Source organism: Ruegeria sp. SCP11 (assembly GCF_040329455.1).
Classification (GTDB): domain Bacteria; phylum Pseudomonadota; class Alphaproteobacteria; order Rhodobacterales; family Rhodobacteraceae; genus Ruegeria; species Ruegeria atlantica_E.
This window is the reverse complement of sequence record NZ_JBDZYG010000006.1, coordinates 269260-293709: the sequence shown is the minus strand read 5'-3', so window position 1 is coordinate 293709 and position 24450 is coordinate 269260. Positions and strand designations below refer to the sequence as shown.

The following is a 24450-nucleotide window of genomic DNA, read 5'->3' as shown; positions in this document are numbered from 1 at the left end:
GTGTGCCTCGATCTTCACCGCCAATGCCAAACGCGCCATCCGCGGCGCCCGTGCGATCCGGGCGGGGACCGTCACGGTCAACAGCTTTGGCGAGGGCGACATCACCACCCCTTTCGGCGGCTACAAACAATCCGGCTTCGGCGGCCGCGACAACTCCGTCCATGCCCACGACCAGTACACCCAGCTGAAAACCATCTGGATCGACCTCGCCGACGACGCCAACGAGGCCGTCGAGTGACGGCCTACACAGCAAAACGACTGCCGGTCCATCGCGGACCGGCCGCGTGGAGCGCCATTCTTGGCACCCAGTCTCCGCCGGTGACGCTGGAACACGATACCACCGCCGACTTTGTCGTAGTCGGCTCAGGCTTTGCAGGCCTATCGGCGGCGCGACGGCTGAACCAATTGCAACCGGGCGCAAAAGTGGTGGTGCTGGAGGCCGGGCGCGTGGCCGAAGGAGCGGCGGGACGCAACTCGGGATTCATGATCGACCTGCCGCATGATCTGGCCTCGGACAACTACGCCGGGGCTGGCGACGATCGGGTGATGATCAATTTGAACCGTCTGGCAATCGATTTTGCCCGATCAGCGGTTGAGGAATACGACATTGACCGCAACTTCTTTGACCCTGCTGGCAAAGTGAACGGTGCTGCAAGCACGACGGCTGAGGCCCACAACCGAAGCTATGCGAAACATCTGACATCGCTGGGCGAGGACAGCCAGGCGCTAGATCCGCAACAGATGTATGAACTGACGGGCTCACGTCACTATATCTCGGGTCTTTACACGCCCGGCACCGTTATGTTGCAGCCTGCCGGATATATCCGCGGAGTTACCGCGGGACTGAGGGCACAAGGCGTTCCGGTCTACGAAAACAGTCCCGTCACAGGCTTTGAGCGTGACGGCTCTGGTTGGGCCGTGCGCACAGAAAAAGGCTCGGTTAATACCGGCACTGTTATCCTCACGGTCAATGGCCATCTGGAGAGCTTCGGGATAGAGCGCAACCGGCTGATGCAACTGTTCCTGTTTGCCGCGATGACGCCTGAGTTGAACTCAGAGGCTCTGACCAAGCTGGGAGGTCAGCCTCGCTGGGGTGTTACCCCGTCCGATCCGATGGGCACCACGATGCGGCGAATTGGTACCGGCCAGGGCGGCAATCGCGTCATCACCCGCACCTGCGCGGCGCTGCGTCCCGGCATGACGGCAACGGCGCGCGACCTGTCGCGAGCTTCTCGGGTGATGCAACGCAAGTTCGATCAGCGATTTCCGCAATTGGCGGGGATGAAGATGCAGTATTCTTGGGCCGGTCACCTATGCCTGAGCCTCAATGGCGTTTCGGTAGCGCGCGAGATCGAGCAAGGCATCTATTCCGGTTGCGTCCAGAACGGTTTGGGCACCGCGCGCGGAACCCTCACCGGTATCGCAGCAGCGGAGCAAGCCAGCGGCCATAGATCGGACACCACGCGGTATTTTGAGGCCGAGGATCAGCCCAAGCGCCTTCCCCCGCAGCCCTTCTGCGAAATCGGCGCAAATGCCGTCCTGCGCTGGAAGGAATGGAAAGCATCTGAAGAATAGGCGTATTTCCTTCAAGCTCACAAAAACAGCCAGGCAACGGCATAAAACAACAATAAGAGTTTTAACTATATCGAGTGGCGAGCCATTTACGGACCGGGAGCTTGAACGGGCTCCATCCGAGTTTTTTCAGGGATGTTTCCTTCTACCGAACTTTTTTCCAAGGGCATAATGGTTGCCCACGTCCCATGGGCACTGCTGTTTCCACTAAATGCACGCGAAGCCCCATTGATATGGTTACGATGCCCCCTTGGCCTGTTTTCGAAATTGATCATTTAACGCTCGGGTCTTCTGTAGTGAAGAGGAATTCGGAGTTTTCACAGAACGCGTTGCAGGAATGCTGTCCGTCATGGATAGCCCTTCGCGATTTGCAGGTCCCGTTTTCGCTAGATGCGCAAATCATTTGCGGCACGGAAAGCCGTTAGAAACCTATATTTCGCATCAATATGCATCAAGCAATTGTTTTTATTAGTGAAATCACGTTACGAAAATGACGGATCTTAGTCGAGAGAATGCTGAACGTCGTAACTCACTGCTTTGAACCGCCACTTGGTTAGATATTGCACAATGCCTGACACATGTCTGATTCCGAACTTTGCAGGCGGGTTTCAAGTCGAAGGCCGAGCTTAACCTATTAATTTCATTAAATGAAAGTGGTGCCCCCACACGCTCTCATGAGAATCAAACGCCGATTTCTCTATTTTTGAGAGTCTCCCACTTTCCTTGAAGAAATCGTCGTTTTTCCAGTCGGGGACGGCAAATCGAGAAAACCGCCTTGTGTGGCAGATTGTGGGGCAGACATGATTGCAGTTGAAGACAGATGTATTGAGGGTATCGAGCGACGAGGGCGGGTCTACTACATGCGTTGGAGAGTGCCTGTTCGATATGCTCCGGTAGAACGAAGGAAGGAAATCAATAGGTCTTTGAAAACTCGCGACTTTGAAGAAGCGAAAGCCAGGCTCATTGTCGCAAAAAGAGGATTGATGGCTGATTGGGATCTTTGTATCGCAGAAAGACGTGGCGAAACGTCCGTTGAAGCCTTTGATGCCGCCCTTGAAATGTTGCGCGAAATTGGCCTCTCGTTTCAGCCGAAGCAGCAGCTTCTTTCAGAGCCAATCGAAAAGCTGCTGGACCGAATTGAGGCGCTGGACAACGTCGAGACCTCATCAGTCAAGGTCCCGGCCGTTCTCGGCTTGCTCGATTTTCCTGCTGTAAACATCTCAAAAATGCCTGCGATCATAGAAGAAATCAATCAGCTTGAACTGTCTGCAAAGAACGGTCGGCAGCTTGATGAATGGAACAACAAGTACAAACACGCGGCGAAATTGCGCCAAAAGCTCGGCGGCCGCAGCAGGTCATCAATCTATCGCGACATAAAATCTGGGCGGCTTCCAATGCCAGCGAAGGTGGGAAGCCGCCTATATTGGGACGAGACGGAAGTTCGGGCAGCAATTGAAATGCACCGCCTACCGCAAATCTGACGCTGACACCGTCAAACGAGGTCGTATGCTGCCCGCCTGGTCCCGCAATTGTGCGCGAGTTCACTGTACTTGAGCGTGGTCATTTCCCCACTGCCACTTTCACTAGGACGCTCCAATGAGCAGTTACTTCACATCCCATCAGTACAATGGGCTTCAAGACCGGCTCGGGTACAAGCTTCCGATTAGTGAAGACGAGCGAGTTAAACTGGACTACCAAGTATCACTTGCCAAGAGAGCGAAGAAGCGCGCCAAAAAAACTTAGGGCTCGCATAGAAAAGTATGCCGGAGCTGGCGGCGTAAAATACCGCAAAGCATGTCGTGAATATTTACGCTCATACGATGCTTCACTGAATGCATTGTTGGAGGTTAACAAATCCAAGCCATTTGAAAAACGGCGCAGTTTGAATTCGTGCGTTGAGGAAGCCGATAAGCAAAAAATCTGCAAAACTCTCAAATTTCCGGCGGCGGTGTTTAGAGCTCAACGATCAAAGCCGGGCACTTTTCGATATATCTGGGATTTTCGCTTGCCAACGGCAGCGCGCCAGAAGCTACTCGCCGATTGCATACGTGCAATAGTCTCAAACCCCCATCCAAATTGGTTGTTCACTGAACGCGGCGTACCAAAGGCAATCGCGCGGTTAATATCCCTCATCGAACAAGGAAATAATCGGTAGCAGAACTCGACATAACCGAGTTCTTTCCAAGCATATCTAAGAAGGCTCTCCTGCCAATGTTGCCGACCCCTACATCGGCAACAAAAGAAGTGGCATTCGCCACCAACGTGCACCTCATCTACCCTGATGGGAAGCCTATCAAAGGTAAGCACGTATCATCAATCCGTCAGGGAGTGCCCCAAGGAGCCCAGACCTCTGCGGCGATCGCGCTATGGATCATGACTTTCCTCGAACCCGAGCTGTCTAATCAAGTGCATCTGATCGTCTACGCGGACAACCTTTTTCTGGTTGGTCCCACACGGCAGGAGGTAGAGGCTGCGGCGAAGTTCTTGGCTGAGGCGGTAGCCTCGCTCCCTGGCGGACCCTACGTGACTAAACCACCCATTTTCTCGAGCGCTGAAAAGAGCATCTACGCGCTGGGCCACGAAATTCGTCTTTGCAATGGACAAGTTTATGACTGGCCCAATCAATCCAATCAGGAAGCGTACGAAGCGAATATCGCTGAGGGGCTGGAGAGAGCCGCCGAACTCCACGCGAAATACCTAGTAGCCGGGGAGGACCGTTGGCTTGCCTACGTTCTTGCCGAACTAGCAGGTCTGCGTCGCTACGTGAATATGTGGAAGAAGTCGTTCAAGGACAGTCCCTACGAAAGCCATCTCGAACAACAGGACCCAGTTCACGACATTTCAGTGTTTATGAAGAAGCACGGCATCAACAGCGTTGACCTCAAGGGTTGGGAAAACGGCAAGATCAGGGTGCACCACAATCCGTCAAATAGGAGGGTAGCCCAGTCGTTGTGAACTCAATGATGGTAACTGCCAACTTATTGGCTTTGCAGGAAAGTCTCTGTCGACCAGTATAGAAGCACCCTTAGTTCACCAAGCCAAATAGCAGGTACTTTTGGTGACTGAAAAGACCCCACTTTTGAGTGAACTTGGGTTCACTTGGCGGCGGTTCCATTTGGTAGGCTTCGTCGAGGAGAAATTTAGTTCGGCTTGATGTCGCAATTTCCGCTTAGATACACAGAGCAGACATTTATCGTTTTTAGATCAATGACCGCTCTACGGACAAAACTGCCGATAAGTCAGTTTGTTGGGATGCGGGATGATGGCCCATGGCCGACTTAGAGCAGATTGATTGATATCTGCTATCACCCGCATTCCGGACATTGGCCACAGTTGCACCATTTGCTTCACGGGGTCCGGCAGAACAGCGGCTCTATCAACATCAATCCAAAGGTACACACAGACGGGCCGAAACAGCCTTGTTTTGAAACCGCATTTCAATTCAACTGAAAACAGTGACTTACCGACGTGTCGGTTTCACCAGATGGAGAGCGCGAAATGAACCATTCCGACGATCACCGTGTGTCGAAACCGGTTGGAACGAACCGGGCTCTGGACCGGATCGTCGATGCCATAAACACAATTCCCGAGGGCTTTGCCTTGTATGATTCCGAGGATCGTTTGGTTCTGGCGAACGAGACGTATCGCAAGATGCTGTATCCGGGGCACGAAGATCTGGTGAAACCGGGGATGACTTTCGAACAAGTCGTTCGAAAGGCGCTGTCGCTCAACGTGATCGCAGATGCGGTCGGACGCGAAGAAGAATGGTTAGTTCAACGACTAAAACGCCACGGCAATCCAGAAGGCACCCAGATGCAAAGCCGGACATCCGGGGGCTGGATCAAGATCAGCGAACGGAAGACCAGCGATAACGGAACCGTAGCGATCTACAGCGATGTGACCGAACTGAAGAAGGTCGAAGCCCGCAATGCCGAGCTTGCTCAGATTCCTGAGGAAAACCCAAATCCGGTTATGTGCATAAGCAGCTACGGAAAGCTGCTCTTTGCGAATAAAGCCAGCAACCCGATGTTGAAAGCGTTGAATCTGAAGGTTGGTGCAGCTGTTACAGAAGAATGGCTGGCACGCGTCAGGAAAGGGCTTGAAGAGAACGAGCGGCAGGATTTTGAATGCCGTGCTGGCGACATGGTCTATTCGCTACTGCTCTGGCCGGTACCGGATGCCAAACATGTCAACTTGTACGGGCGGGACGTTACGCAACTGAAGCAAGCAGAAAAGCGGATGCGAGAACTGGCGCGCATTCCAGAAGAGAACCCTAACCCGGTCTTGCGCATTACAGATCAGGGCAAATTGATATACGCCAACAAGGCAAGCACTCCACTGATTGAAGCGCTGCAATTGAAGGTTGGCGACCGAGTGGGAACGGGTTGGCGCAAACGAGTCACCAAAGGTTTGCACGAAGATCAAAGGCAAGATTTCGAATACGAGGCCGGTGGTCTGATCTATGCCCTTTTACTATGGCCGGTGCCGGAAGGCGGCTATGCGAATATCTACGGTCGGGACATTACCACCCAGAAGCAGGTGGAAAGCGAACTGCGCGTGGCAAAAGACAATGCTGAAGCTGCCAATAAGACCAAGAGCACATTCCTTGCCAACATGAGCCACGAACTCCGTACGCCATTGAATGCGATCATCGGATACAGTGAGTTGATGCTTGAGGAAGCTATCGATCAGAATGATGAGACGAACCTGAGCGATCTTCAGAAAATCCAATCTGCCGGGAAGCACTTGCTTGCCCTGATTAACGACATTCTGGATTTGTCCAAAATCGAAGCCGGAAAGATGGAGTTCAATCTGGAAGCCTTCGATGTTCTTCAAATGATCAAAGATGTCGGAACAACGGTGCGACCGCTGGCCGAAAAAAACAATAATACTCTGAAGATTGTGTGCGCCGAGAACATCGGGGATATGGTTTGCGATCTGACCAAGGTGAGGCAAGCATTGCTCAACCTTTTGTCCAACGCCTGCAAGTTCACCGAGAACGCGACAATCACGCTGTCCGTCCTACGATCGAAGGAACAGGATCAGCTGGAATTTTCAGTCGCCGATCAAGGCATCGGCATGTCGCCCGAACAAGTCGACAAAGTTTTCGAGGCGTTCACTCAGGCGGATTCCTCCACTACCCGCAACTATGGTGGTACCGGTCTGGGGCTGTCGATCACCAAGGTCTTCTGTGAACAGCTGGGGGGTGACATTCACTGCGCCAGTACTCTCGGCGAAGGTTCAACCTTCACCATTCGTCTTCCGAGTATCTGCACAGATCCGTCCACAGACCCGCTGCGGGAAAAAGGGTATTCGGGGGACGATCAGGGTGGCGATTCACACGCCCCGTTGGTTCTGCTGGTCGATGACGACCCGACGGTACATGACCTTTTGGGGCGACGGCTGCGCAGGGAAGGATACCGCGTTCTTGCCTCGACCAAGGGTGACGAGGCTTTGGAGTTGGCGCGCAAATTCAGGCCTGACGCCATCACGCTGGACGTGTTCATGCCCGAGATTGACGGCTGGGCGGTATTGTCAAAGCTTAAAAACGACCCGGATCTGGCAGACATCCCGGTTATCATGCTGACATTCGCAGAAGACCGCACTCGAGGATTGTCGCTGGGTGCCAGTGAATATCTGGGCAAACCCATCGACACGGTCGCACTTCTGAACGCGCTGAAAGACCATTGTCCACCCCTGCCGGCGCCCCGAGCCCTTGTCGTGGAAGACGAGGCTGCAACGCGTGAAATGATCTGCCGCGTTCTGGGCAAAGAAGGCTGGCAGATCGAGCAGGCCGTCAACGGGTTGGACGCCCTTCAACATCTTTCTACATCCATACCGGACGTCATTTTGCTGGATCTCATGATGCCCGAGATGGACGGGTTTGAATTTCTGGCGGGGATGAGGAAGAACCCGGACTGGAAAGACATACCTGTCATCGTTGTCACCGCTAAGACCCTGTCAAACGATGACCGCGCGCGACTGAGCGGCTCGGTCGAGACGCTTATCAGCAAGAACGGGTATGAAATTGAAACCATTCTCAATCAGTTAAACGACATTCTGATCAAACACCGGCCTGCCTCTGCAGAGGAAACATAAGTTGTGAATGGCAGCCCAGAAGACGAAGCACAAAAAGCACAGGCCGTATGGCTGGCCAATTTGCGTCAAAACCTCATCTCTCCGGTCAGCGCCATCGTTGGGTTTTGCGAGTTGCTTCAAAGCGAATCCAGACGGCTGAACCTGGATGAAGTCACTTCAGATCTAGACCGGATTTCTCAGGCGACGACGGAACTGAGTGCCTTGATGGATCAGCTTCTGCACCCTGAGATGGCGATTAAGCTGACGGTCAGCGGGGATGAAGGCGTGAAGCGGCTTCGTCACGATCTACGTAACCCGATGAATGCGATCAAAGGCTACAGCGAGATGATGCTGGAGGATCTGGAGGACCTGAATGCAGAACATCTTGAGCCGGACTTGCTTGGGCTTTTGGATCACACCGACACCTTGCTGCAACGTATCGACACACTCTCGGGTTTGTTCGGTGATGGCCACAAAATCTCTGACACACCGCGCGAAATGGCCGCGATGTTTGCTAATCTGGTCCAGAGCATGCAGCCCCTGCCTTCAATCGCCGATACATCCAGATCAACCGGAAACATCCTTGTCGTCGATGATGCCGAAGCCAACCGGGACTTGCTCGCCCGGCGGTTAAAGCGGGACGGGCATCGCGTCTGGACTGCCGACGGCGGCTATTCTGCTCTGGATAAGTTGTCCCGCCAGCCGTTCGATCTGGTTCTGCTCGATCTGATGATGCCGGACATCAACGGTTTTGACGTTCTGGCACGGTTGAAAAAGGATAACGCTCTTCATGATATCCCCGTCATTATGATTTCTGCTCTTGATGAGATCGAAAGCGTCGCGCGCTGCATCGAGGCCGGTGCCGAGGATTACCTGCCCAAACCCTTCAATCCGATCCTGTTGCAAGCCCGGATCAGCGCCGCGCTGGAGAAAAACCGCTGGCGAAAGCGCGAACGCCAGTACCTTGAGATGATGGAAGCGGAAAAGCAAAAGTACAAAGACCTTCTGCTCAGTATTCTGCCGCAACAAATCGTGGCGCGCCTTAATGACGGCGAGGCTACAATCGCCGACCGCCACAACGACGTCACCGTGCTCTTTTCCGATATCGTCGGCTTCACTGAGATGTCAGCCAGGCTCGCCCCGGCACAGGTAGTTTCCTATCTGAACCGGGTTTTCTCGGGGTTCGACAAAACGGCGACGGAACTTGGCGTTGAAAAGATAAAGACGATTGGCGACGCTTATATGGTTGCCGCCGGGGTGCCGGATGGTCGCGCAGATCATGCCGAAGTGATCGTCGAGATGGGGCTTCGGATGCTCGATCAGGTCGAGGCGCTGAACCTTGAAACGGACCACCCGATGCATATCAGGGTCGGCGTGCATACCGGGCCGGTGGTTGCTGGTATCATCGGATCGCACCGTTTCCTTTACGATGTCTGGGGGGACACTGTTAATTTTGCTAGCCGCCTTGAATCAACGGGTGCGCCGGGCCGGGTGCAGGTTTCTGAGGCCACCGCCAGACGGGTCGAACATCGCTTTGACATCTCTGAACCGGTCGAAACAAAGGTGAAAGGCAAGGGTCAGATTAGAACCTACTATGTCACCCAACGCAAAACGATGGCGGATTGAGCGGTTCTTCCTCAGGTCGTAGGCAGAAGATTCCCCATCTTGTCCAGCAAACGGCTCAACTCAACCGGTTTGGTGTCGAAGTCGTCGCAACCTGCTTCCAGCGCCCTTTTCCGATCACTGGCCATCGCGTGCGCGGTCAGGGCCACCACCGGAATCGAGGCCGTCTCGGGCGCCGCCTTGATACGTCGCGTAGCCTCCCATCCATCAATCTCAGGCAGGCTCATATCCATCAAAATGATGTCTGGACGTTCTTCTCCAGCCATTGACACGCCTTCCAGCCCGTCCTTCGCAACGACAACATGAAAACCTTTGCGTTCCAACCGGCGCGACAGCATATCGCTGTTCATTTCATTGTCTTCCACCAACAGGACTTTAGTCAAAACTTCCCCCTTGCGCCTCCGCATACTATGAACACCGAATGGCTCAAGAAGCATCGAAACCTGTATTCGAAGGCCGTGCTCTGGTGCCGGATCGTGCAATCTTTACTGGTCGGTGCATGCTTTCATCAATTCTATACCACGCAATGAGTGTTTAGCCGACTCAGGTCGACCCGCCCCCATTTGCCAATGATGGGCATGATCCGTAGCAATTTGTTAAGAGGCGGTTCACTTTATGAACCGCCGGGAAATCAAATGACTGCTCCGCGAAAAAGACCCTCCAATTTGCACCCACAGAGAACGCCAGCTTCCCGCCCTGAGTGACGAATGCTGCGCTCATCATCTATGTCTGCTTTTGGCTCGGTACATCCATTCGCTGCATACGATGTGAGCGACTGCTTTGCGGGACAAAGCTGCTATCCATCATGCACCTTACGTACAGGGTCAATACGGCCCAAGCTGCGACAATTCGCTTTCCCAAATTTAAGTATTTCTCACGTGGCGTACGAAGACGAGCATCGAGCCAGGCTTTTGTGATAGTCTGATGACACCAGCTGGTAAACTTAGGGGGAAAAGATGTCAGATGTTGAAAGTGTAAAGGCGCTCGACGCGTCCATCATTGAAGGGATCAATGCTAAGGATGCGGGTATGGCAACAGCCGCTTATGCCGAAGATGGAGCCCTCATGCCACCTGGTGCTCCTACAATGTCTGGCCACGCTGCCATCCGAGAGTATTGGCAGGCGGCAATTGATGGGGGCCTGGAGAACGTTTTGGCCAATCCGACCGCAGCTCATGTCAGTGAAGACATTGCAGTTACGATGGGGACACTGACAGGCTCAATGGGTGGGCAAGAACTTGCTGGGAAGTACGTTCTTTACTTCCGAAAAGGCAACGACGGCTGGAAGGTTCAGCGCGACATCTGGAACTTCGACGCATGATGCTGAGAGTGGGCGGAACAGCCTAAGGGTCGATCTAACTGCTTTGCTTTAACAGGTTGCGCTTTTAAAAAGTGACTTACGTAGCGCGGTGACGTGACCATTATCTATGAGGGCACAGCCGCTGGATTTTGACGCCATCGCCCACCTTAAGGATAAGACAGGTCTAGTATCCACCGGTAATTCGACCTTAGGTTGGGCATTACACGATATGCCGTTAATTGGATTGGTCGAGTTTTTTGTCCATTTCCGCAAAGGACGCAGCCCAAAATTCCGCCAGAAATGCCGCCGCCTCTTGTTCAGAGATTTCTGAACGGTTTCCAGCTACATCAGTTGCTTCGCCGAATGTATAGCGCAAATCAGTGCCACCATTGATTTCCGTCAGATGATAGGTTTCCGGCAGACTGATGTGCGGACGGGCGGGATCTTGGATTCGCGTCGAAAAGTACTCAAACGGCTCCCAATCAGTGACGCGATAATAAAAGTCTGCCAGCTCATGAGCGCAATGATAGTTAGATCCGGGGGCAAGACGTCCTTGCGGATTTTCCACCGTGACCGTCTTGATGCGGTCCATCCAGTTCTGTTTGAGCTCAGGAGCTACCAGAAATTCCCAAACCACGCCGATAGGCGCGTTGAAATGGTGTCGGAAAGTCCAAACGCCATCCTCTTCGGCGAGATAATGGCGTTGGCGTTTGGCGCGCAGGCGCTCCCACGATTTAGCCAGATCATAGACCTTCATGCGGACTTCGCCAAAGTGCTCGATATCCTGCGAAAAGGGTTCCATTATTTCACTGATATCCATGGCGTCTGCGGCCGCTTCGCTAAACAGGGCATAGCTGCGAATGCCCGTATGTTCTGCAACATCTGTCTTGGTCAATCTGTGAACCAGAATGACATCGGCACCGGATATGTCTTTCGCAGGACCCATTTGAATTTCGTCGAATTGGCCGTGGTGGGCTATGATTTTGAGATCCAGTGCGCTCACATTTGCGCAGGCATTGCAGTTGCATGTTGTATTCGCGATTATGTCCTGCCGTCGTAGCGCAAACGCGTTGTAGAGATTTTCACATATGGTCAGAAACGTCTCACCTGATGGAAAATCCTGTCGTATCGAATACGCTAAAACGGCGTCGCCCTCGGTTTTCCAAAAGTGCAGCGGGTCTCCAACTTGCTCAAGCAAAACTCCCAGAAGAGATTGCAGGATTGGATTGGCGTGATCCATTTCTGAAGATGTCAGAAACTGTGTGTAGCCGGTGATATCTGCAATAAGCAGATAACCTGTGTGTGTTGTTGTCATTAACTCTCCCCCCAAAGAGTACTCGGCATGGGTATTTGCGCTCGCTCAAAAAAAATACACGCACACATCCATCATGGCCAGACTGTCCAGGCGTTTTCAAAGCCAGATCGACAAGCGCAATGGTTTGGAACACCATCGATCATTGCTTCTAATTTGATGCTTCCATCGCAATTGTGGCTTGTGCATTGTTAGTAAGAACTCTGTGAAATTGAAGGGACATCGCGTGAAGATCTATACAGTATTCGTATGGTTGCTTGCTCTTAGCTTGACATTTGGAGGCGTTGATTTGGCATCCGCCAAAGAGAAAGGCGGAAATTCAAAAGACAAGAAAGTTCAGCTGGACGGCAAACCAGGCAAAGGCCAGAAAGCTGTGCCACCGGGACAAATAAAGAGATATACAAGGGGCGCCAAGCTTCCCAGCGACTTGGACTACACGGACATTGGAGACCTTGCTGACTGGAAATTAAAGCCTCCGGGAAAAGGCAATCGTTACATACGCGTCAACGATGAAATATTGGAAGTTACTGATGACCTGTCAACGGTCGTCGACGCAGTTGGCATCGTTGGAGACCTTGCCAAATAAGAGGGCCTAAAAAACTTAGGATACTCTCAGCACTAGAGCCTAACGTTAAACTTGCGGACAAAGCCGACTGTCACAGACCTGCCCATTGGTCCTTAGTTTTGCCAGTTCTTCCGTATTTGCTTCGCCGCACATGCGCGACTTAACTGGGTAAAGTGCCTCCCTCGTAAACCCATCTGATGGCGGCGGGCTCCGGGCAAATCTGGCCACCAACTTCGCGCAGGTGCCGGGAAATCTCCTCCGTCATTCCATCCATTCTTGCCTCGCCAACGGCGCCCTTGCGGATCATGGCTCCGGAATTAAGGATCGGGATCTCTGAGGCCGTACGCCCTTCAAACTTTCCCTCATTCGCTTTCATCCATGGGAAGGATGTAAACTCCAGCACATTGGCCCATTGTTCTTCGGTCAGCTCTTCACCGATGAATTCGGCAATCTTTCGGATTGATCCTTGGTGATCACTCTTCATATCAGAGAAGTGCAGGAACAAAACGTTTGGTTCATTCCGGAGCGGCCACCACGCGGCGAGAAAGCCAAAGATCGCGCCTTGCATACCGTTGGCGTTAATCACATCAGAATAGAAGGATGGAAAGTCGGGTCGACAAAGGGCTTCTCTTGGCACGTCCCAGAGTTCATACCATGCGTCCGAGTGCTTGTTCAGGAATGGCCTGAATGAAACGAGGGCCTCCTCCGGATTTCGCATGATTACGACATATTTGACGTCGGTGCCCGACCCAACGCTCTGAAACGGCACCGCAGGTGGCGGCGAATGCGTCTTGAAAGCGCGGCGCGTGTTGGTTGGCATGGCTGTTACCCGTTCAACCACGACTTCCTGGGGCTGCCCGGGGAAGGCCAAAAACTCAATCCAAGGCACCTCTTCGTAGACGTCTCGAAAATCATCAGTCCCGCCCGTTAATAACTGATGAACGATGTTCATTGTCCAGGTTGTCCCGCTTTTAATTGGAACAGAAATCACTACATCACCGTCCCTCCAAGCGATCTTTTGTTGAATTTCCGGAACTATCCATGGTGGCCCTGAAGGTGGGGCGCCGTCTTCTGGGACGTCGTTCATTATGATTGACCTCTCATTGGCCTCCCTTCGGTCGAGAGGACTAAACCAGTAACTTACCCCGTAAGAGCGGACTTTTCCAAATCCCGTGCACCAGGACCACTCAGATCGATGCGCGATGGCCCAAACAAGACTGGAGGACGAACAGCTCTTTATTCGCGTCAACCAGTTTTAATAATGAAAGTACCGGAGCGGGCTCGTAGCGGCCATTCGCCGCGTCCTAGCTGAATGACTATTATGGGCACGAAGCAGACATCTAACGATTTCAGTCAGATGACTAATTACTGTGACGACGCAAAAAGTCCTATCCCCCATCTGCAGTCAAAATTCTATAAACAGAGGCACGGCTGATACCTGCCTTCTTTGCTGCTTCAGACGGCCCCACTCCAGATTTTATGAGTTGTAGTACTTGATCGGTTTTGGCGCGTGCGGTCGGCTTTCGGCCTTTGTACTTGCCTGCAGCTTTTGCTTTCGCAATTCCTTCCCGCTGACGCTCAAGCATTATTTCACGCTCAAATTCGGCTATGCCCCCCAAGACGGTCAACATTAACTTTCCCGTGGGCGTTCCAGTATCAATCCCCAACCCGAGTATCCGAAGTTCGGCCCTCTTGTCTGACAAAGTTCCAAGTATCTCTAGCAAGTGTGGAACAGAGCTGGCAAGTCGATCTAATCTTGTGACGACCAGCGTATCGCCTTCGCGTATAAACTCTAAAGCGTCCGCCAATCGCTGTCTGGCTTTGATATCGACAGAAGAAACCTGTTCCTCGAAGACCTTCTCACATCCCGCTTCAGTTAACTCTTGAATTTGAGCATTTAGTCCAGCTTTTTGGTCTACTGTCGATGTTCTTGCGTATCCGATTAGCATCTGACTACCTGTTTCAATAGAGTTTAAAACATGGTGATGCATACTGTGTCAAAATTCAACACAAACCCTAATGATACAAACCAATACCAAATTACGGATGTTTCACTAGGTCAAGCCCTATTGGGCAAGCTCCGGCGTCAGAGGCCTAGAACAGCCACTTCAAAGGTTAAATTGCGACGTCGCGTCCTCACCAGACCGGACATTCATTTCATCCGCGAAACAGGCCTGCAGACGCGCCATTTGGGCATGGCTCAGCCACAAAATGTATGAAATACAATCGCTCGCTTCCATACTCTTAATCACATCGCCAGACTTAAGCAATGGATCTTAATCCCAAATTAACTCTCTCGAAACGCTCGTCTCAAAGAAATCAATATTGGCTCAACCAGATACTCCGCGACAGTAGTACTTTCCGTCGTTACAAATACTTCTGCAGGCATTCCAGCGGAGACAAATACATCATGCTCCTCATTTTTGGCTGCTAATGATGACTCGTCAATTCTTAGGTAGACCTGAAAATAGGATTCTCCGGATTCCTCTTCAATTATATCTGGTGACAAATAGTAAATTGTTGCTGGTATTCTTTGCATATGCCTTTGAGAATAAGCAGAAATCATTACTTCGGCAGAGCTGCCCAACTTTACCTGTTCAATATCATGAGGTAGTATTTTTGCTCGAATTACTAATTCTTCCGTTTCAGGGGCTATGTCCATGAGTGTTGTTCCTGGGTGAATAACTCCACCCACGGTGTCAACCGAAAGATTTAGAATCGTACCATCAATCGGCGCCCTTACCCTTGTATGTGAAAGGGAAAAAATCGTTTCTTGATGCATTTCTGATTGACTACGAAGGAGGGCTTGAACCTCCGCTAGCCGAGAGTTTACAGACTCTATCCACTCATTTTTCTGATTAACAATTTGTAGTTCGATCTCACTTACAGCTTCCTCGACCCTAGCTATTTCCGCTAATGCCGCTCCCACTTCAGCCGTTAACTCGGCTTCCTCACGTTGAACAAGAAACAGGTTTCTCCTGTGCCCAATACCTTTCTCGACCAACGCTTCTTGCGTTTTGGCTTCCATTTTTGTCAACCTAAGTTGCTTTTGAAGTCCACTAATCTTTTTTGACAGGCCTTCTGTTTGACGATTTAATTGCTCAATCCGCGTCGACAAAATTAACTTTTTTGAAGAAAGTAATTCACGCCGAGATAAAAAAATACTCAACTGTTGGTCGGTTGCTGACTGCACTTTTGAATCCGACAAATTATTTAAATATGGATGATGAAAGGCAACCTCGGAAAGACCGCTTCGTTCCGCAATGAGTCTCGCTTCTTCTGCCGCCAGCGCGCGAATTCTATTTCTTAACTCAGCTTCACGCGCAAATGCCTTAGTTGGGTCAATTTCCAATAATACTTGCCCAGCCCTTACCTTATCGCCTTCTCTAACCCTGATATCTTTAATCAAACCACCTTCAAGGTTTTGTATTGATCGCAATTTGCCCTCGTAACCAACAACTCCTGACGCTATGATTGCTCCAGACAGTGGCGCGTGAAACGCCCAATAGGCTGCGCCACCCAAGAAAAAAAAGACTACGCACAATCCAAAATAAATGTGCCATTTCAGAGATTTGAACAACGAAAAATTCATGGTGACAACCATCCGGATCTTTGTGTAAACTCGGCGCTTACTGATTTTACTTCATCAGTCCGCACGGCCTCTACTCCGCCCTTATGGTTTTTCGGTAGCGTTGCAAGTTTCAGGACTTCATCTCTTTCACCAAAACTATGCATAACCCCGCCAACAAGGACCATTATCTTGTCTGCTGGCTGCAATAGCCTTCGACTGTGAGTAACCATTATTATGGTTGCACCCCATTTTCGGGCAATTTCTAGTGCCGCCAGCAGGGCATCTTCACCTTGGCTATCCAAATTCGCATTGGGTTCATCAAGTACGATCAATTTTGGATTTCTATAAAATGCGCGAGCCAGCCCCACTCTTTGCCGCTGCCCACCTGAAAGATACTGCCCGTTCGCTCCAACAACTGTGTCGTAGTGTTTAGGCAGGGACGTTATGAGTTCATGTGCTTGCGCTGATTTCGCGGCCTCAATTATTTCCTTCGAGTTATCTCCTTCTTCAAATCGAGAAATGTTCTGCGCAATAGTGGTTGGAAATAGTTCGACATCCTGCGGTAAATACCCCACGTGTTCTCCAAGTTGTGCGTTGTCCCATTGACTAATATCAGCTCCGTCAAGGCAAATTCGCCCTTTATCGGCCAACCACGACCCAACGATGAGTTTACAAAGAGACGTTTTCCCAGACGCTGACGGACCTGTGATGGCCAATACTTCTCCAGGCTCAACAGAAAATGATACATTTTGGAGTATTGGCTTCTCGAAACTCATTGTCAGCCAAACGTTTTGAGCTTGTACTCTTCCGAGAGGAGTTGGCAAATGGGTAGAAGTACCCATCTCCGGAGCCGTTGAAAGAACAGTTTTTATGCGTTCCTTTGCAGAGCGGGCAGACAAGAAGCTGCGCCAAGATCCGATCACTTGTTCCACTGGCGCCAACGCGCGCCCAAGCAAGATAGAACCCGCAATCATACTCCCGCCAGTTAAGTCACCCAATATCACCAAATAAGCACCTAAACCCAAAACCAAAACCTGGGCACCGAGCCGGATAAACCTAGATAAACCTTGCATTATCGCGGAGCGGTCACCCGCTGTTCTCCCGTCTTTCAGCATCTCGGCGTTCTGAAAGTTCCAGAGCTTTATCAACCGGGGCAACATACCCATAGCTTGGATCACATCGGCGTTCTGGATCGTTCTATCGATCATGTTCAGATTTGTAACGCGTGCACCATTTGCGGACTGCGCGGGCCTTCGTGAAATCAATTCATTGATGGCAGCGACAAGGAATAAGAGTACGGCTGAACAAATCCCAAGAATCCCTAACCAAGGGTGCAATATCCAAAGCGCCACTAAGAAAAGTGGACTCCAAGGAATGTCCAACAAGGCTCGCTGCCCGCTACTTAAGAAATTTCGGATCGTGTGAAGGTCACGTACCGGTTGCGTATTTGCCTGAGCACCTATTAGCGCGGCTCGTACGCTTGACCCGACAAGGCGACCCGAAAGCCGTTGGTCCAACCAGTTTCCCATTCGCACCTGAATCATTCCGCGTAACATTTCCAGTGCGCCAAGAATGAGCACTGCAAATAATGCGATCAGGCTGAGATATAGAAGTGTTTCCAACCTCTTGCTGGCCAGAACTCGGTCATACACTTGAAGCATGTAAAGCGGTGTGGCGAGATACAAGAAATTTACGACACAGCCGAAGCCGACTAAAACAAACTGCGCATATCGAATCTGACGAAATGTCTTTTTAAAGTCCGCCTGCCCTGGACTTAAATCTGTGTCAAACATGTCCGCTCTCATTTAACGAAATTCAACTCTTACACTGGAGGGCGGCCGGTTGCCCGGCCGCCCCTTTTCGAGGGAGTGGTAGATCAAGAGAAGACGCCGTCGTTGTTACCGTCGACGAAGATTGAGAAGGATTGCTCTACTTCGTCGTCGTCGCCGTCCGTTCCCGTAACGTCCATGGTCAGTTGCAGATCTGACAGGAAAGACTGCTCAAGAATGTTGACTTCCTTGATCCGCACACCGTGGTTCCTGTCCTCGTCATCGGGGAACACGAAGTTGTAGTACACGGTATTAAACGCGGTGAGCGTGTCCAGCACGATCAGGCCAGCTTCGACCTCGCTGGCGTCATCTGCGCGGGTGACCCCATCATCATCCCAGTCCATCGCCTGTCCAAACGCACTACTATCGATGGCGCTTGTGATGATGGTGAAGTTGTCCGTCGCCGCTTGGCCACCTTTGGTCAAGTCGATGGTGATAGCGTGATTTTCATTTGCTCCAACTCCCCCCACATTCGCCACTTCAACATAAACCCGCACGTCATCCGTGCCGCCGTTCTGGTTCAGAACAAATTGGACGCCGTCCACCGGTTTCAGGGCCAGGGTTCCCGGCTGGAAGGTTTCTAGGAGCATACCTTCGCTCTGGTTCATCAACGCCGACGCATCCTGGAAGACCCCGAACCCATTGGTGTCCCGGTTCAGGTTGTCCTGCCGGTTGAACGTGTCTGTCTGGGTCATGTCGGTGTCCGGCCTATCCTCAGCCTCGGTGACTATCAGATCATCAGATAGATCAATGGCCATGTCACTCCACAACAATCCATTGAACCGGACGTCGCTGCCACCGCTAGTCGTAGACAGCGTGATGGTTTCAACCGGATTCCCGGACGGGAAACCACTCAGATCGACTTCGTTCAGGATCAGCGGCGCGCTGGTTAGCACGTCGAAGGTGTAACTTGCGGTACCATTCATGTTGTCCGTCAGAGTGACTTTGAACAGGTTGGTACCGCCGTTCGCATCACCTGAGAACGTGAGCACCGTGTCGTTGTTGCTCAAGGTGCCGGTGATGTTTCCAAATACCGCCTCCCAATCGGTCGGGAAGTCTTTGGTCATGTCACCAAGCTCCCAATCGGTGAACGCAAGTGTCCCACCGTCGGTGCCGGGTACCCAGGCAAAGCCATCCGTCACCGCACCAAGCGCAAAGGTAAACGGTGTCGGCGGCGCACTTGGACCATCAGCAGGATCTTCAAGCTGAGGACCGTCATCATCAACCGAGAGGACCGTTTTAACCTTGTCGATCAAAGTGACCTTGGCCGTCGCTGTATCCTGGTCTCCGTCACCGTCCTGCGCTTCGGCAGTCCACTGCAACTCAAGGATATCCTCGGCGCCCTCAGAGCCAGCGACCAAGACATTCACCGCCTCATCGAAAAGGCTGTCGTCGCCATTCTCGACCGCTGCAAACTGTTGATACAGCAGTTTTGCCGTTGCAGGATCAGTCGGGTTCTGCAGGGTGATTTTCAGGACCAGAACATTTTCATCACCGGTGTCGGCACGGAACTCAATTACATCCGTTCCGGCCCAAATCATATACACCTCACGATCATTTGCGCTGTCGTCAGCCAGCGCCCCAACAGCGGTCGCGACAATTGTAGTCAGGATCGGTCCGCCGAAATTGACAAAACTCAACGTGTTCTTTTTCCCCGTGCCACCGTTCAGTGCTCCGGCTCCATCGGTGCCGAAATCAACCGTTGGCGTGGTGAACAGAGCTGCAACTGCACCGTCGCCAGTGCTTAGCTCGCCGATCGCACCACCTGTGCCCGGTTCATCCAGATCACCATTGTCGTCAGGAGTATCACCCGCAGCGTAGACATCATCGCCATCTTGGTTGGGAACCGGATCCGGATCGAGCGTCTCATCCAGATTAACTGAGATCGCCTCGAACTCACCAGTATCAATCTGCGCACTAACAGACACTTGCGGACCGTCATCATCGACCGACAGGTATCCGCCGCTGTCGTCGATGAGGGTCGACGTCGCCATGACTGTGTGGGTGTCGTCGTCACCCTCCTCGGCAACCACGGTCAGCTTCAGACCCAGCGTTTCACCGGTCGCCAGCGTCATCTCCAGATTTTCATCGTACAGCGACGTGTCGCCATGCACGATCGGGATGAATTGCTCGGTCGTCAGCGTGGCAGCCGCCAGGTTGGTTGGGCTGTTGATGGTGATGCGGAACGCAACATACTCGTCGTTGGTCACCGCACCGTCAATGCCATCGGATCCGGCAAGTCGGCCTTCGACCACCGTGTCGCTGACCTTGACCAGATGCACGGTGCGGAAGGTGTCCGAAGTGCCGTCCAACGGACCTCCATCCAGAGGCGTTGCAATATAGTTTGTGGCCACGCCGTCCAGTGACAGATCGAAGCTCAGCGTTTCGGTCTGACCGTCTCCACCAAGGTCACCGGCGCCATCCGTTCCGAAGTCGGGGGTGCCGACGGTAAACAGACCCTGCAAGACGCCTGCGGTGGTTGTCAGCCGCCCGATCGCATCCGCACTGGCGGTTCCAATCGTGACCACCGGCGGTTCATTGGCCACTGGCCCCGGAGAATACACATCGTCCGTATCGCCATTGGGCGGTACTTCTGGACCTTCGCCTGAAGCGTATGTATCCATTTCGTTGGACGTGTCATCACCATCAGGATCAACGGTTTCGTCCAGTTCGTGATCAAAGTTAGCGTCAATCGCCGATACGCTGGTTTGCGGGCCGTCGTCGTCAACCGAGAGGTATCCGCCGCTGTCGTCGATCAGGGTCGACGTCGCCGTCACTGTGTCAGTATCGTCATCGCCATCTTCGGCTACTACGGTTACCTTCAAGCCCAGCGTTTCGCCAGTCGCCAGCGTCATCTCCAAGTTCTCGTCGAACAGCGATGTGTTGCCATGCACGATCGGGATGAATTGCTCGGTCGTCAGCGTGGCAGCCGCTAGATCGTTCGGCATATTGATGGTGATGCGGAACGCAACATACTCGTCGTTGGTCACCGCACCGTCAATGCCATCGGATCCGGCAAGTCGGCCTTCGACAACCGTGTCGCTGACCTTGACCAGATGCACGGTGCGGAAGGTGTCCGAAGTGCCGTCCAACGGACCTCCATCCAGAGGCGTTGCAATATAGTTTGTGGCCACGCCGTCCAGTGACAGATCGAAGCTCAGCGTTTCGGTCTGACCGTCTCCACCAAGGTCACCGGCGCCATCCGTTCCGAAGTCGGGGGTGCCGACGGTAAACAGACCCTGCAAGACGCCTGCGGTGGTTGTCAGCCGCCCGATCGCATCCGCACTGGCGGTTCCAATCGTGACCACCGGCGGTTCATTGGCCACTGGCCCCGGAGAATACACATCGTCCGTATCGCCATTGGGCGGTACTTCTGGACCTTCGCCTGAAGCGTAAGTATCCATTTCGTTGGACGTGTCATCACCATCAGGATCAACGGTTTCGTCCAGTTCGTGGTCAAAGTTGGCGTCAATCGCCGATGCGCTGGTTTGCGGACCGTCGTCGTCAACCGAGAGAACGGTTTTCACCTTGTCGATCAGGGTGATCTTGGCGGTTGCGGTATCCTTGTCTTCGTCACCGTCTTGCGCCTCGGCAGTCCATTGCAGCTCAAGGATGTCCTCGACGCCTTCTGTGCCGTCAACCAGAACCTGCTCCACCTCGTCGTAGGTCTCGCCTGTGGTGGCATGCTCTACCGCCGCAAACTGCTGATACAGCAGTTTTGCCGTTGCCGGACTGTTTGGTTCCTGCAGGGTGATTTTCAGAATCAGAACATTGTCGTCACCGGTGTCAGCCCGGAATTCGATAATCGTCGAACTAACATAGATCATGTACACTGCGCGATCAGCAGCATTGTCGTCGGACAACACGCCCGTCGCCGTTGCGACCACAGTGGTAAGAATCGGGTCGCCGAAATCGACAAATCCAAGCGTATCAGTCGTCCCCGAACCGCTGCCCAGAGCCCCAGGCCCATCGGTGCCGAAATCAGCCGAAGGCGCTGTGAACAAGGCCGCAACTTCGCCATTGCCGGTCGACTTCTCGCCGATCGCCGGCGGTGTGGCCGGTTCATCCGAGTCACCATCGCCGTCCGGTATGTCATTATCCCCATAGACATCCGTGCCAATCGTCTCGTCCAGATTCTTCGAGATCGCCTCGAACTCACCGGTGTCAATTTGCGCGCTGACAGACACTTGCGGGCCGTCATCGTCAACCGAGAGGTATCCACCGCTGTCGTCGATGAGGTTGGACGTCGCCATTTTAGTGTCAGTATCGTCATCGCCATCTTCGGCGACTACGGTCAACTTCAGACCCAGCGTTTCACCAGTCGCCAGCGTCATCTCCAAGTTTTCGTCGAACAGCGACGTGCTGCCATGCACGATCGGGATGAATTGTTCGGTCGTCAGCGTGGCATTCGCCAGATCGGTCGGCATGTTTATGGTGATGCGGAACGCAACGTACTCATCGTTTGTCACTGCCCCGTCGATCCCATCGGAACCGGCCAGGCGGCCTTCGACAACCGTGTCGCTGACCTTGACCAGATGCACGGTGCGGAAGGTGTCCGAAGTGCCGTCCAACGGACCTCCATCCAGTGGCGTGGCAATATAGTTCGTCGCCACACCGTCCAGCGACAGATCGAAGCTCAGCGTCTCGGTCTGTCCGTCTCCTCCAAGGTCACCGGCGCCATCGGCATCGAATGTCGGCGTGCCGACGGTAAACAGGCCCTGCAAGGTGCCCGGAGTGGTTGTCAGCCGCCCGATCGCATCCGCACTGGCTGTTCCAATCGTGACCAGCGGCGGTTCATTGGCCACGCCCACAGTATACACATCGTCCAAATCGCCATTGGGCGGCACCTCGACAGTGTCCCCTGCAGCGTAGGTGTCCATGCCATCGGATGTGTCGTTTCCATCCGGATCGACGGTTTCGTCCAGCTCGTGATCAAAGTTCGCGTCAACCGCAGATACGCTGGCTGTGGGACCTGCATCCTCGAATATGATTCCGTCCAGATTCTCGGGCACGACCTGCGATTGTTCAAAGCCGAAAGCACCCGGATCCCAGTTGCCACTCAGCGCCTCTATCAGCACCCGGTTATGGGTGTCGTCCGTGGGATCGCTACCCTTGGTGCTGAATACAAACTCCATTCCAGCGTCAAACCCGAATATCTCGGCGACTTGAAATGAGGCGCCGCCGCCCGGATCAGCATACATCTTGATTTCGACAGTGACGCCGCCGTTGGAAGCCATGCCAATGCCATTCTGTTCGACAATCAGATCACCGGTCAGGAAATTCACCACCTTGATGCCGGTGATGGCGACAGCTGTGTCGTCATTACCAAACTGATCATCCAGGTCACCTGCAAGGCCCAATTCAGTAAAGAAATTGGCACCCGTTTCGACATCCGTGCGCATCGCGGTCAGGCGTGCACCCTGCGTTTCGCTGCCCACGGCCTGCGAAATCTGGACCTTCGCACCAGTGACGTTAAACATCCCGTCGAAATCCAGATTGTTCTCATCCTTGAAGTCGTTGGGATTCCTGAAGTTACCAGCAATCGGGGCCGACAGGCCCGTCACATAGGTCATGTAGAGCGCGTTCGGAAAGACCAGCCCCTGAATGTTGGTGCCCAGCGTCGCCTCAAGGATCCCGCCCTGACTGGTGTTGGTGGTGTCCCCATCCTGCAGTTTTAGATGATTGGGATTGCGACCGGTCGCAACGATTGCAATCTCTTCTCCGTTCGATGAGTCCCCGTCATCTTCTTCGCCAAAGGAAATCCACAAAACGTTACTAGAGGGGGCATTGCCGAAGCCAATGGTAAAACCTTCCTCGGCACTGATATGCAGCACCCCGTCCAGGTCCTCTGGATCATCCGGATCCGTAAAGTCCGTGTTGTCGATGGGCTGGAATTGCGCAACCTGCACTTTGTACGTGTCGCCGTCGGCATTGGTGCCGGTCTGATCCAGGAACAGGATAAAGGCGATGCTGCCGTCAGGCGCGATGCCGAACACGTACTTGCCCAGATCATCCTCGGACACTGCGGTTTCGTCATAAAATGTTCCGAAAACGGTGTTCACGTCTGCAAGATCCGAATACAGGTCGATATCGCCGCCGCCGGTCAGATCCAGACCGCTGTCTTCTCCGTCAAACAGGTCCCCTGCGCTGTCGGATAGGAAGACGTTGTTCAGTTCGTTGACCCCGGTGGGTTTGACCGCAACATACGTGTCCGTGCTGGTCGAAGCCCGGGTATCGTCATCTTCGGTGCTGGCAAAAGATTCGGCGCCAAGACCAAGCGCCGCGATAAGTGTTTGGAATTCAGATTCGAGATTGGAGTATAAAATGTCGCTGTCTGTTTCCCCACTAGATTCGTCTGTAATTACGTCTTCTTCGCTAAAGGTCCACTCAGCCATTTTACCCTCCACAAAAAAATGGTCAGCAGAAGGTCAAAAGCCCTCCGCAGGAAAATCCAAATCTCGAGAGGTGAACTGAAGTAGCTTGTTGGTCACCAATACTATAGTGCGCCGACGGCACCCCACTCTTACCTGATAAATTACCCAACTTTTCGGTTCAAAATTTTGCCTAAACGCTGCGTATAATCCAGATTTGCAACGAGCGGC

At 52.9% G+C, this 24450-nt stretch carries 15 protein-coding genes; 8 read left to right on the top strand and 7 right to left on the bottom strand.

All coding sequences use genetic code 11. The annotated features are described in order from the left end of the window. From ABLN94_RS11945 to ABLN94_RS11920, 6 genes are all read left to right on the top strand, one after another. Nucleotides 1–238, top strand: a 238-nt coding sequence (locus ABLN94_RS11945; RefSeq protein ID WP_352992613.1) for an aldehyde dehydrogenase family protein, incomplete at its 5' end; no start/stop codon positions are given. Beyond that, the gene (locus ABLN94_RS11940; RefSeq protein ID WP_352992612.1) at nt 235–1575 is read left to right on the top strand and encodes an NAD(P)/FAD-dependent oxidoreductase; all 1341 of its coding nucleotides are present in this window, start codon (nt 235–237) and stop codon (nt 1573–1575) included. The genes ABLN94_RS11945 and ABLN94_RS11940, both read left to right, overlap by 4 nt. A 797-nt stretch (nt 1576–2372) precedes the next feature. After that, nucleotides 2373–3053 carry a DUF6538 domain-containing protein gene (locus tag ABLN94_RS11935; RefSeq protein WP_352992611.1) on the top strand — a complete coding sequence of 227 codons (681 nt, stop codon included), beginning with the start codon at nt 2373–2375 and terminating at the stop codon, nt 3051–3053. 730 nt (nt 3054–3783) lie between these two features. After that, nucleotides 3784–4527, top strand: a complete 744-nt coding sequence (locus tag ABLN94_RS11930; RefSeq protein WP_352992610.1) for a hypothetical protein — start codon at nt 3784–3786, stop codon at nt 4525–4527. Between the two features lie 543 nt (nt 4528–5070). Further along, nucleotides 5071–7671, top strand: a complete 2601-nt coding sequence (locus ABLN94_RS11925; RefSeq protein ID WP_352992608.1) for a response regulator — start codon at nt 5071–5073, stop codon at nt 7669–7671. Nucleotides 7672–7674: 3 nt separating this feature from the next. Further along, nucleotides 7675–9276, top strand: coding sequence for an adenylate/guanylate cyclase domain-containing protein (locus tag ABLN94_RS11920; RefSeq protein ID WP_352992607.1), 1602 nt, complete (start codon nt 7675–7677; stop codon nt 9274–9276). Nucleotides 9277–9287: 11 nt separating this feature from the next. Here ABLN94_RS11920 and ABLN94_RS11915 read toward each other — a convergent pair whose 3' ends face one another. Next, nucleotides 9288–9656, bottom strand: a complete 369-nt coding sequence (locus ABLN94_RS11915; RefSeq protein ID WP_352992606.1) for a response regulator — start codon at nt 9654–9656, stop codon at nt 9288–9290. A 573-nt stretch (nt 9657–10229) separates the two neighbouring features. Between ABLN94_RS11915 and ABLN94_RS11910 the strand changes: the two genes are divergently transcribed. Beyond that, nucleotides 10230–10592: a YybH family protein gene (locus ABLN94_RS11910; protein WP_352992604.1), complete on the top strand. Its 363-nt coding sequence runs from the start codon at nt 10230–10232 to the stop codon at nt 10590–10592. Nucleotides 10593–10806: 214 nt separating this feature from the next. Here ABLN94_RS11910 and ABLN94_RS11905 read toward each other — a convergent pair whose 3' ends face one another. After that, nucleotides 10807–11886 (bottom strand): DUF2652 domain-containing protein, encoded by a 1080-nt coding sequence (locus tag ABLN94_RS11905; protein WP_352992602.1) that lies wholly within the window; start codon nt 11884–11886, stop codon nt 10807–10809. A 223-nt stretch (nt 11887–12109) separates the two neighbouring features. Here ABLN94_RS11905 and ABLN94_RS11900 point away from each other — a divergent pair, with 223 nt between their 5' ends. Next, complete coding sequence (locus ABLN94_RS11900) at nt 12110–12469, top strand: hypothetical protein (protein ID WP_352992600.1); 360 nt, start codon at nt 12110–12112, stop codon at nt 12467–12469. A gap of 139 nt (nt 12470–12608) precedes the next feature. On the opposite strand, the gene ABLN94_RS11895 is transcribed toward ABLN94_RS11900, so the two are convergent. The 5 genes from ABLN94_RS11895 to ABLN94_RS11875 all read right to left on the bottom strand — a co-directional run bounded on the left by ABLN94_RS11895 (nt 12609) and on the right by ABLN94_RS11875 (nt 24243). Next, on the bottom strand, nt 12609–13535 hold the full coding sequence (locus ABLN94_RS11895; protein WP_352992598.1) for a sulfotransferase domain-containing protein: 927 nt from the start codon (nt 13533–13535) through the stop codon (nt 12609–12611). A gap of 301 nt (nt 13536–13836) precedes the next feature. Further along, complete coding sequence (locus ABLN94_RS11890; protein WP_352992632.1) at nt 13837–14397, bottom strand: recombinase family protein; 561 nt, start codon at nt 14395–14397, stop codon at nt 13837–13839. Nucleotides 14398–14735: 338 nt separating this feature from the next. Beyond that, the gene (locus ABLN94_RS11885) at nt 14736–16040 is read right to left on the bottom strand and encodes an HlyD family type I secretion periplasmic adaptor subunit (protein WP_352992596.1); all 1305 of its coding nucleotides are present in this window, start codon (nt 16038–16040) and stop codon (nt 14736–14738) included. Beyond that, entirely contained in the window at nt 16037–17812 is a 1776-nt protein-coding gene (locus ABLN94_RS11880; protein ID WP_352992594.1) for a type I secretion system permease/ATPase, read from the bottom strand. The genes ABLN94_RS11885 and ABLN94_RS11880 overlap by 4 nt, the downstream gene beginning before the upstream one ends. Before the next feature lie 83 nt (nt 17813–17895). Next, nucleotides 17896–24243 (bottom strand): hypothetical protein, encoded by a 6348-nt coding sequence (locus ABLN94_RS11875; protein WP_352992592.1) that lies wholly within the window; start codon nt 24241–24243, stop codon nt 17896–17898. Nucleotides 24244–24450 lie beyond the last annotated feature (207 nt).

Coding starts and splice junctions, on each gene's coding strand:
- ABLN94_RS11905 (WP_352992602.1), bottom strand. CDS start 11,886: ATGACAACAACACACACAGGTTATCTGCTTATTGCAGATATCACCGGC.
- ABLN94_RS11885 (WP_352992596.1), bottom strand. CDS start 16,040: ATGAATTTTTCGTTGTTCAAATCTCTGAAATGGCACATTTATTTTGGA.
- ABLN94_RS11895 (WP_352992598.1), bottom strand. CDS start 13,535: ATGAACGACGTCCCAGAAGACGGCGCCCCACCTTCAGGGCCACCATGG.
- ABLN94_RS11935 (WP_352992611.1), top strand. CDS start 2,373: ATGATTGCAGTTGAAGACAGATGTATTGAGGGTATCGAGCGACGAGGG.
- ABLN94_RS11875 (WP_352992592.1), bottom strand. CDS start 24,243: ATGGCTGAGTGGACCTTTAGCGAAGAAGACGTAATTACAGACGAATCT.
- ABLN94_RS11910 (WP_352992604.1), top strand. CDS start 10,230: ATGTCAGATGTTGAAAGTGTAAAGGCGCTCGACGCGTCCATCATTGAA.
- ABLN94_RS11890 (WP_352992632.1), bottom strand. CDS start 14,397: ATGCTAATCGGATACGCAAGAACATCGACAGTAGACCAAAAAGCTGGA.
- ABLN94_RS11880 (WP_352992594.1), bottom strand. CDS start 17,812: ATGTTTGACACAGATTTAAGTCCAGGGCAGGCGGACTTTAAAAAGACA.
- ABLN94_RS11930 (WP_352992610.1), top strand. CDS start 3,784: ATGTTGCCGACCCCTACATCGGCAACAAAAGAAGTGGCATTCGCCACC.
- ABLN94_RS11925 (WP_352992608.1), top strand. CDS start 5,071: ATGAACCATTCCGACGATCACCGTGTGTCGAAACCGGTTGGAACGAAC.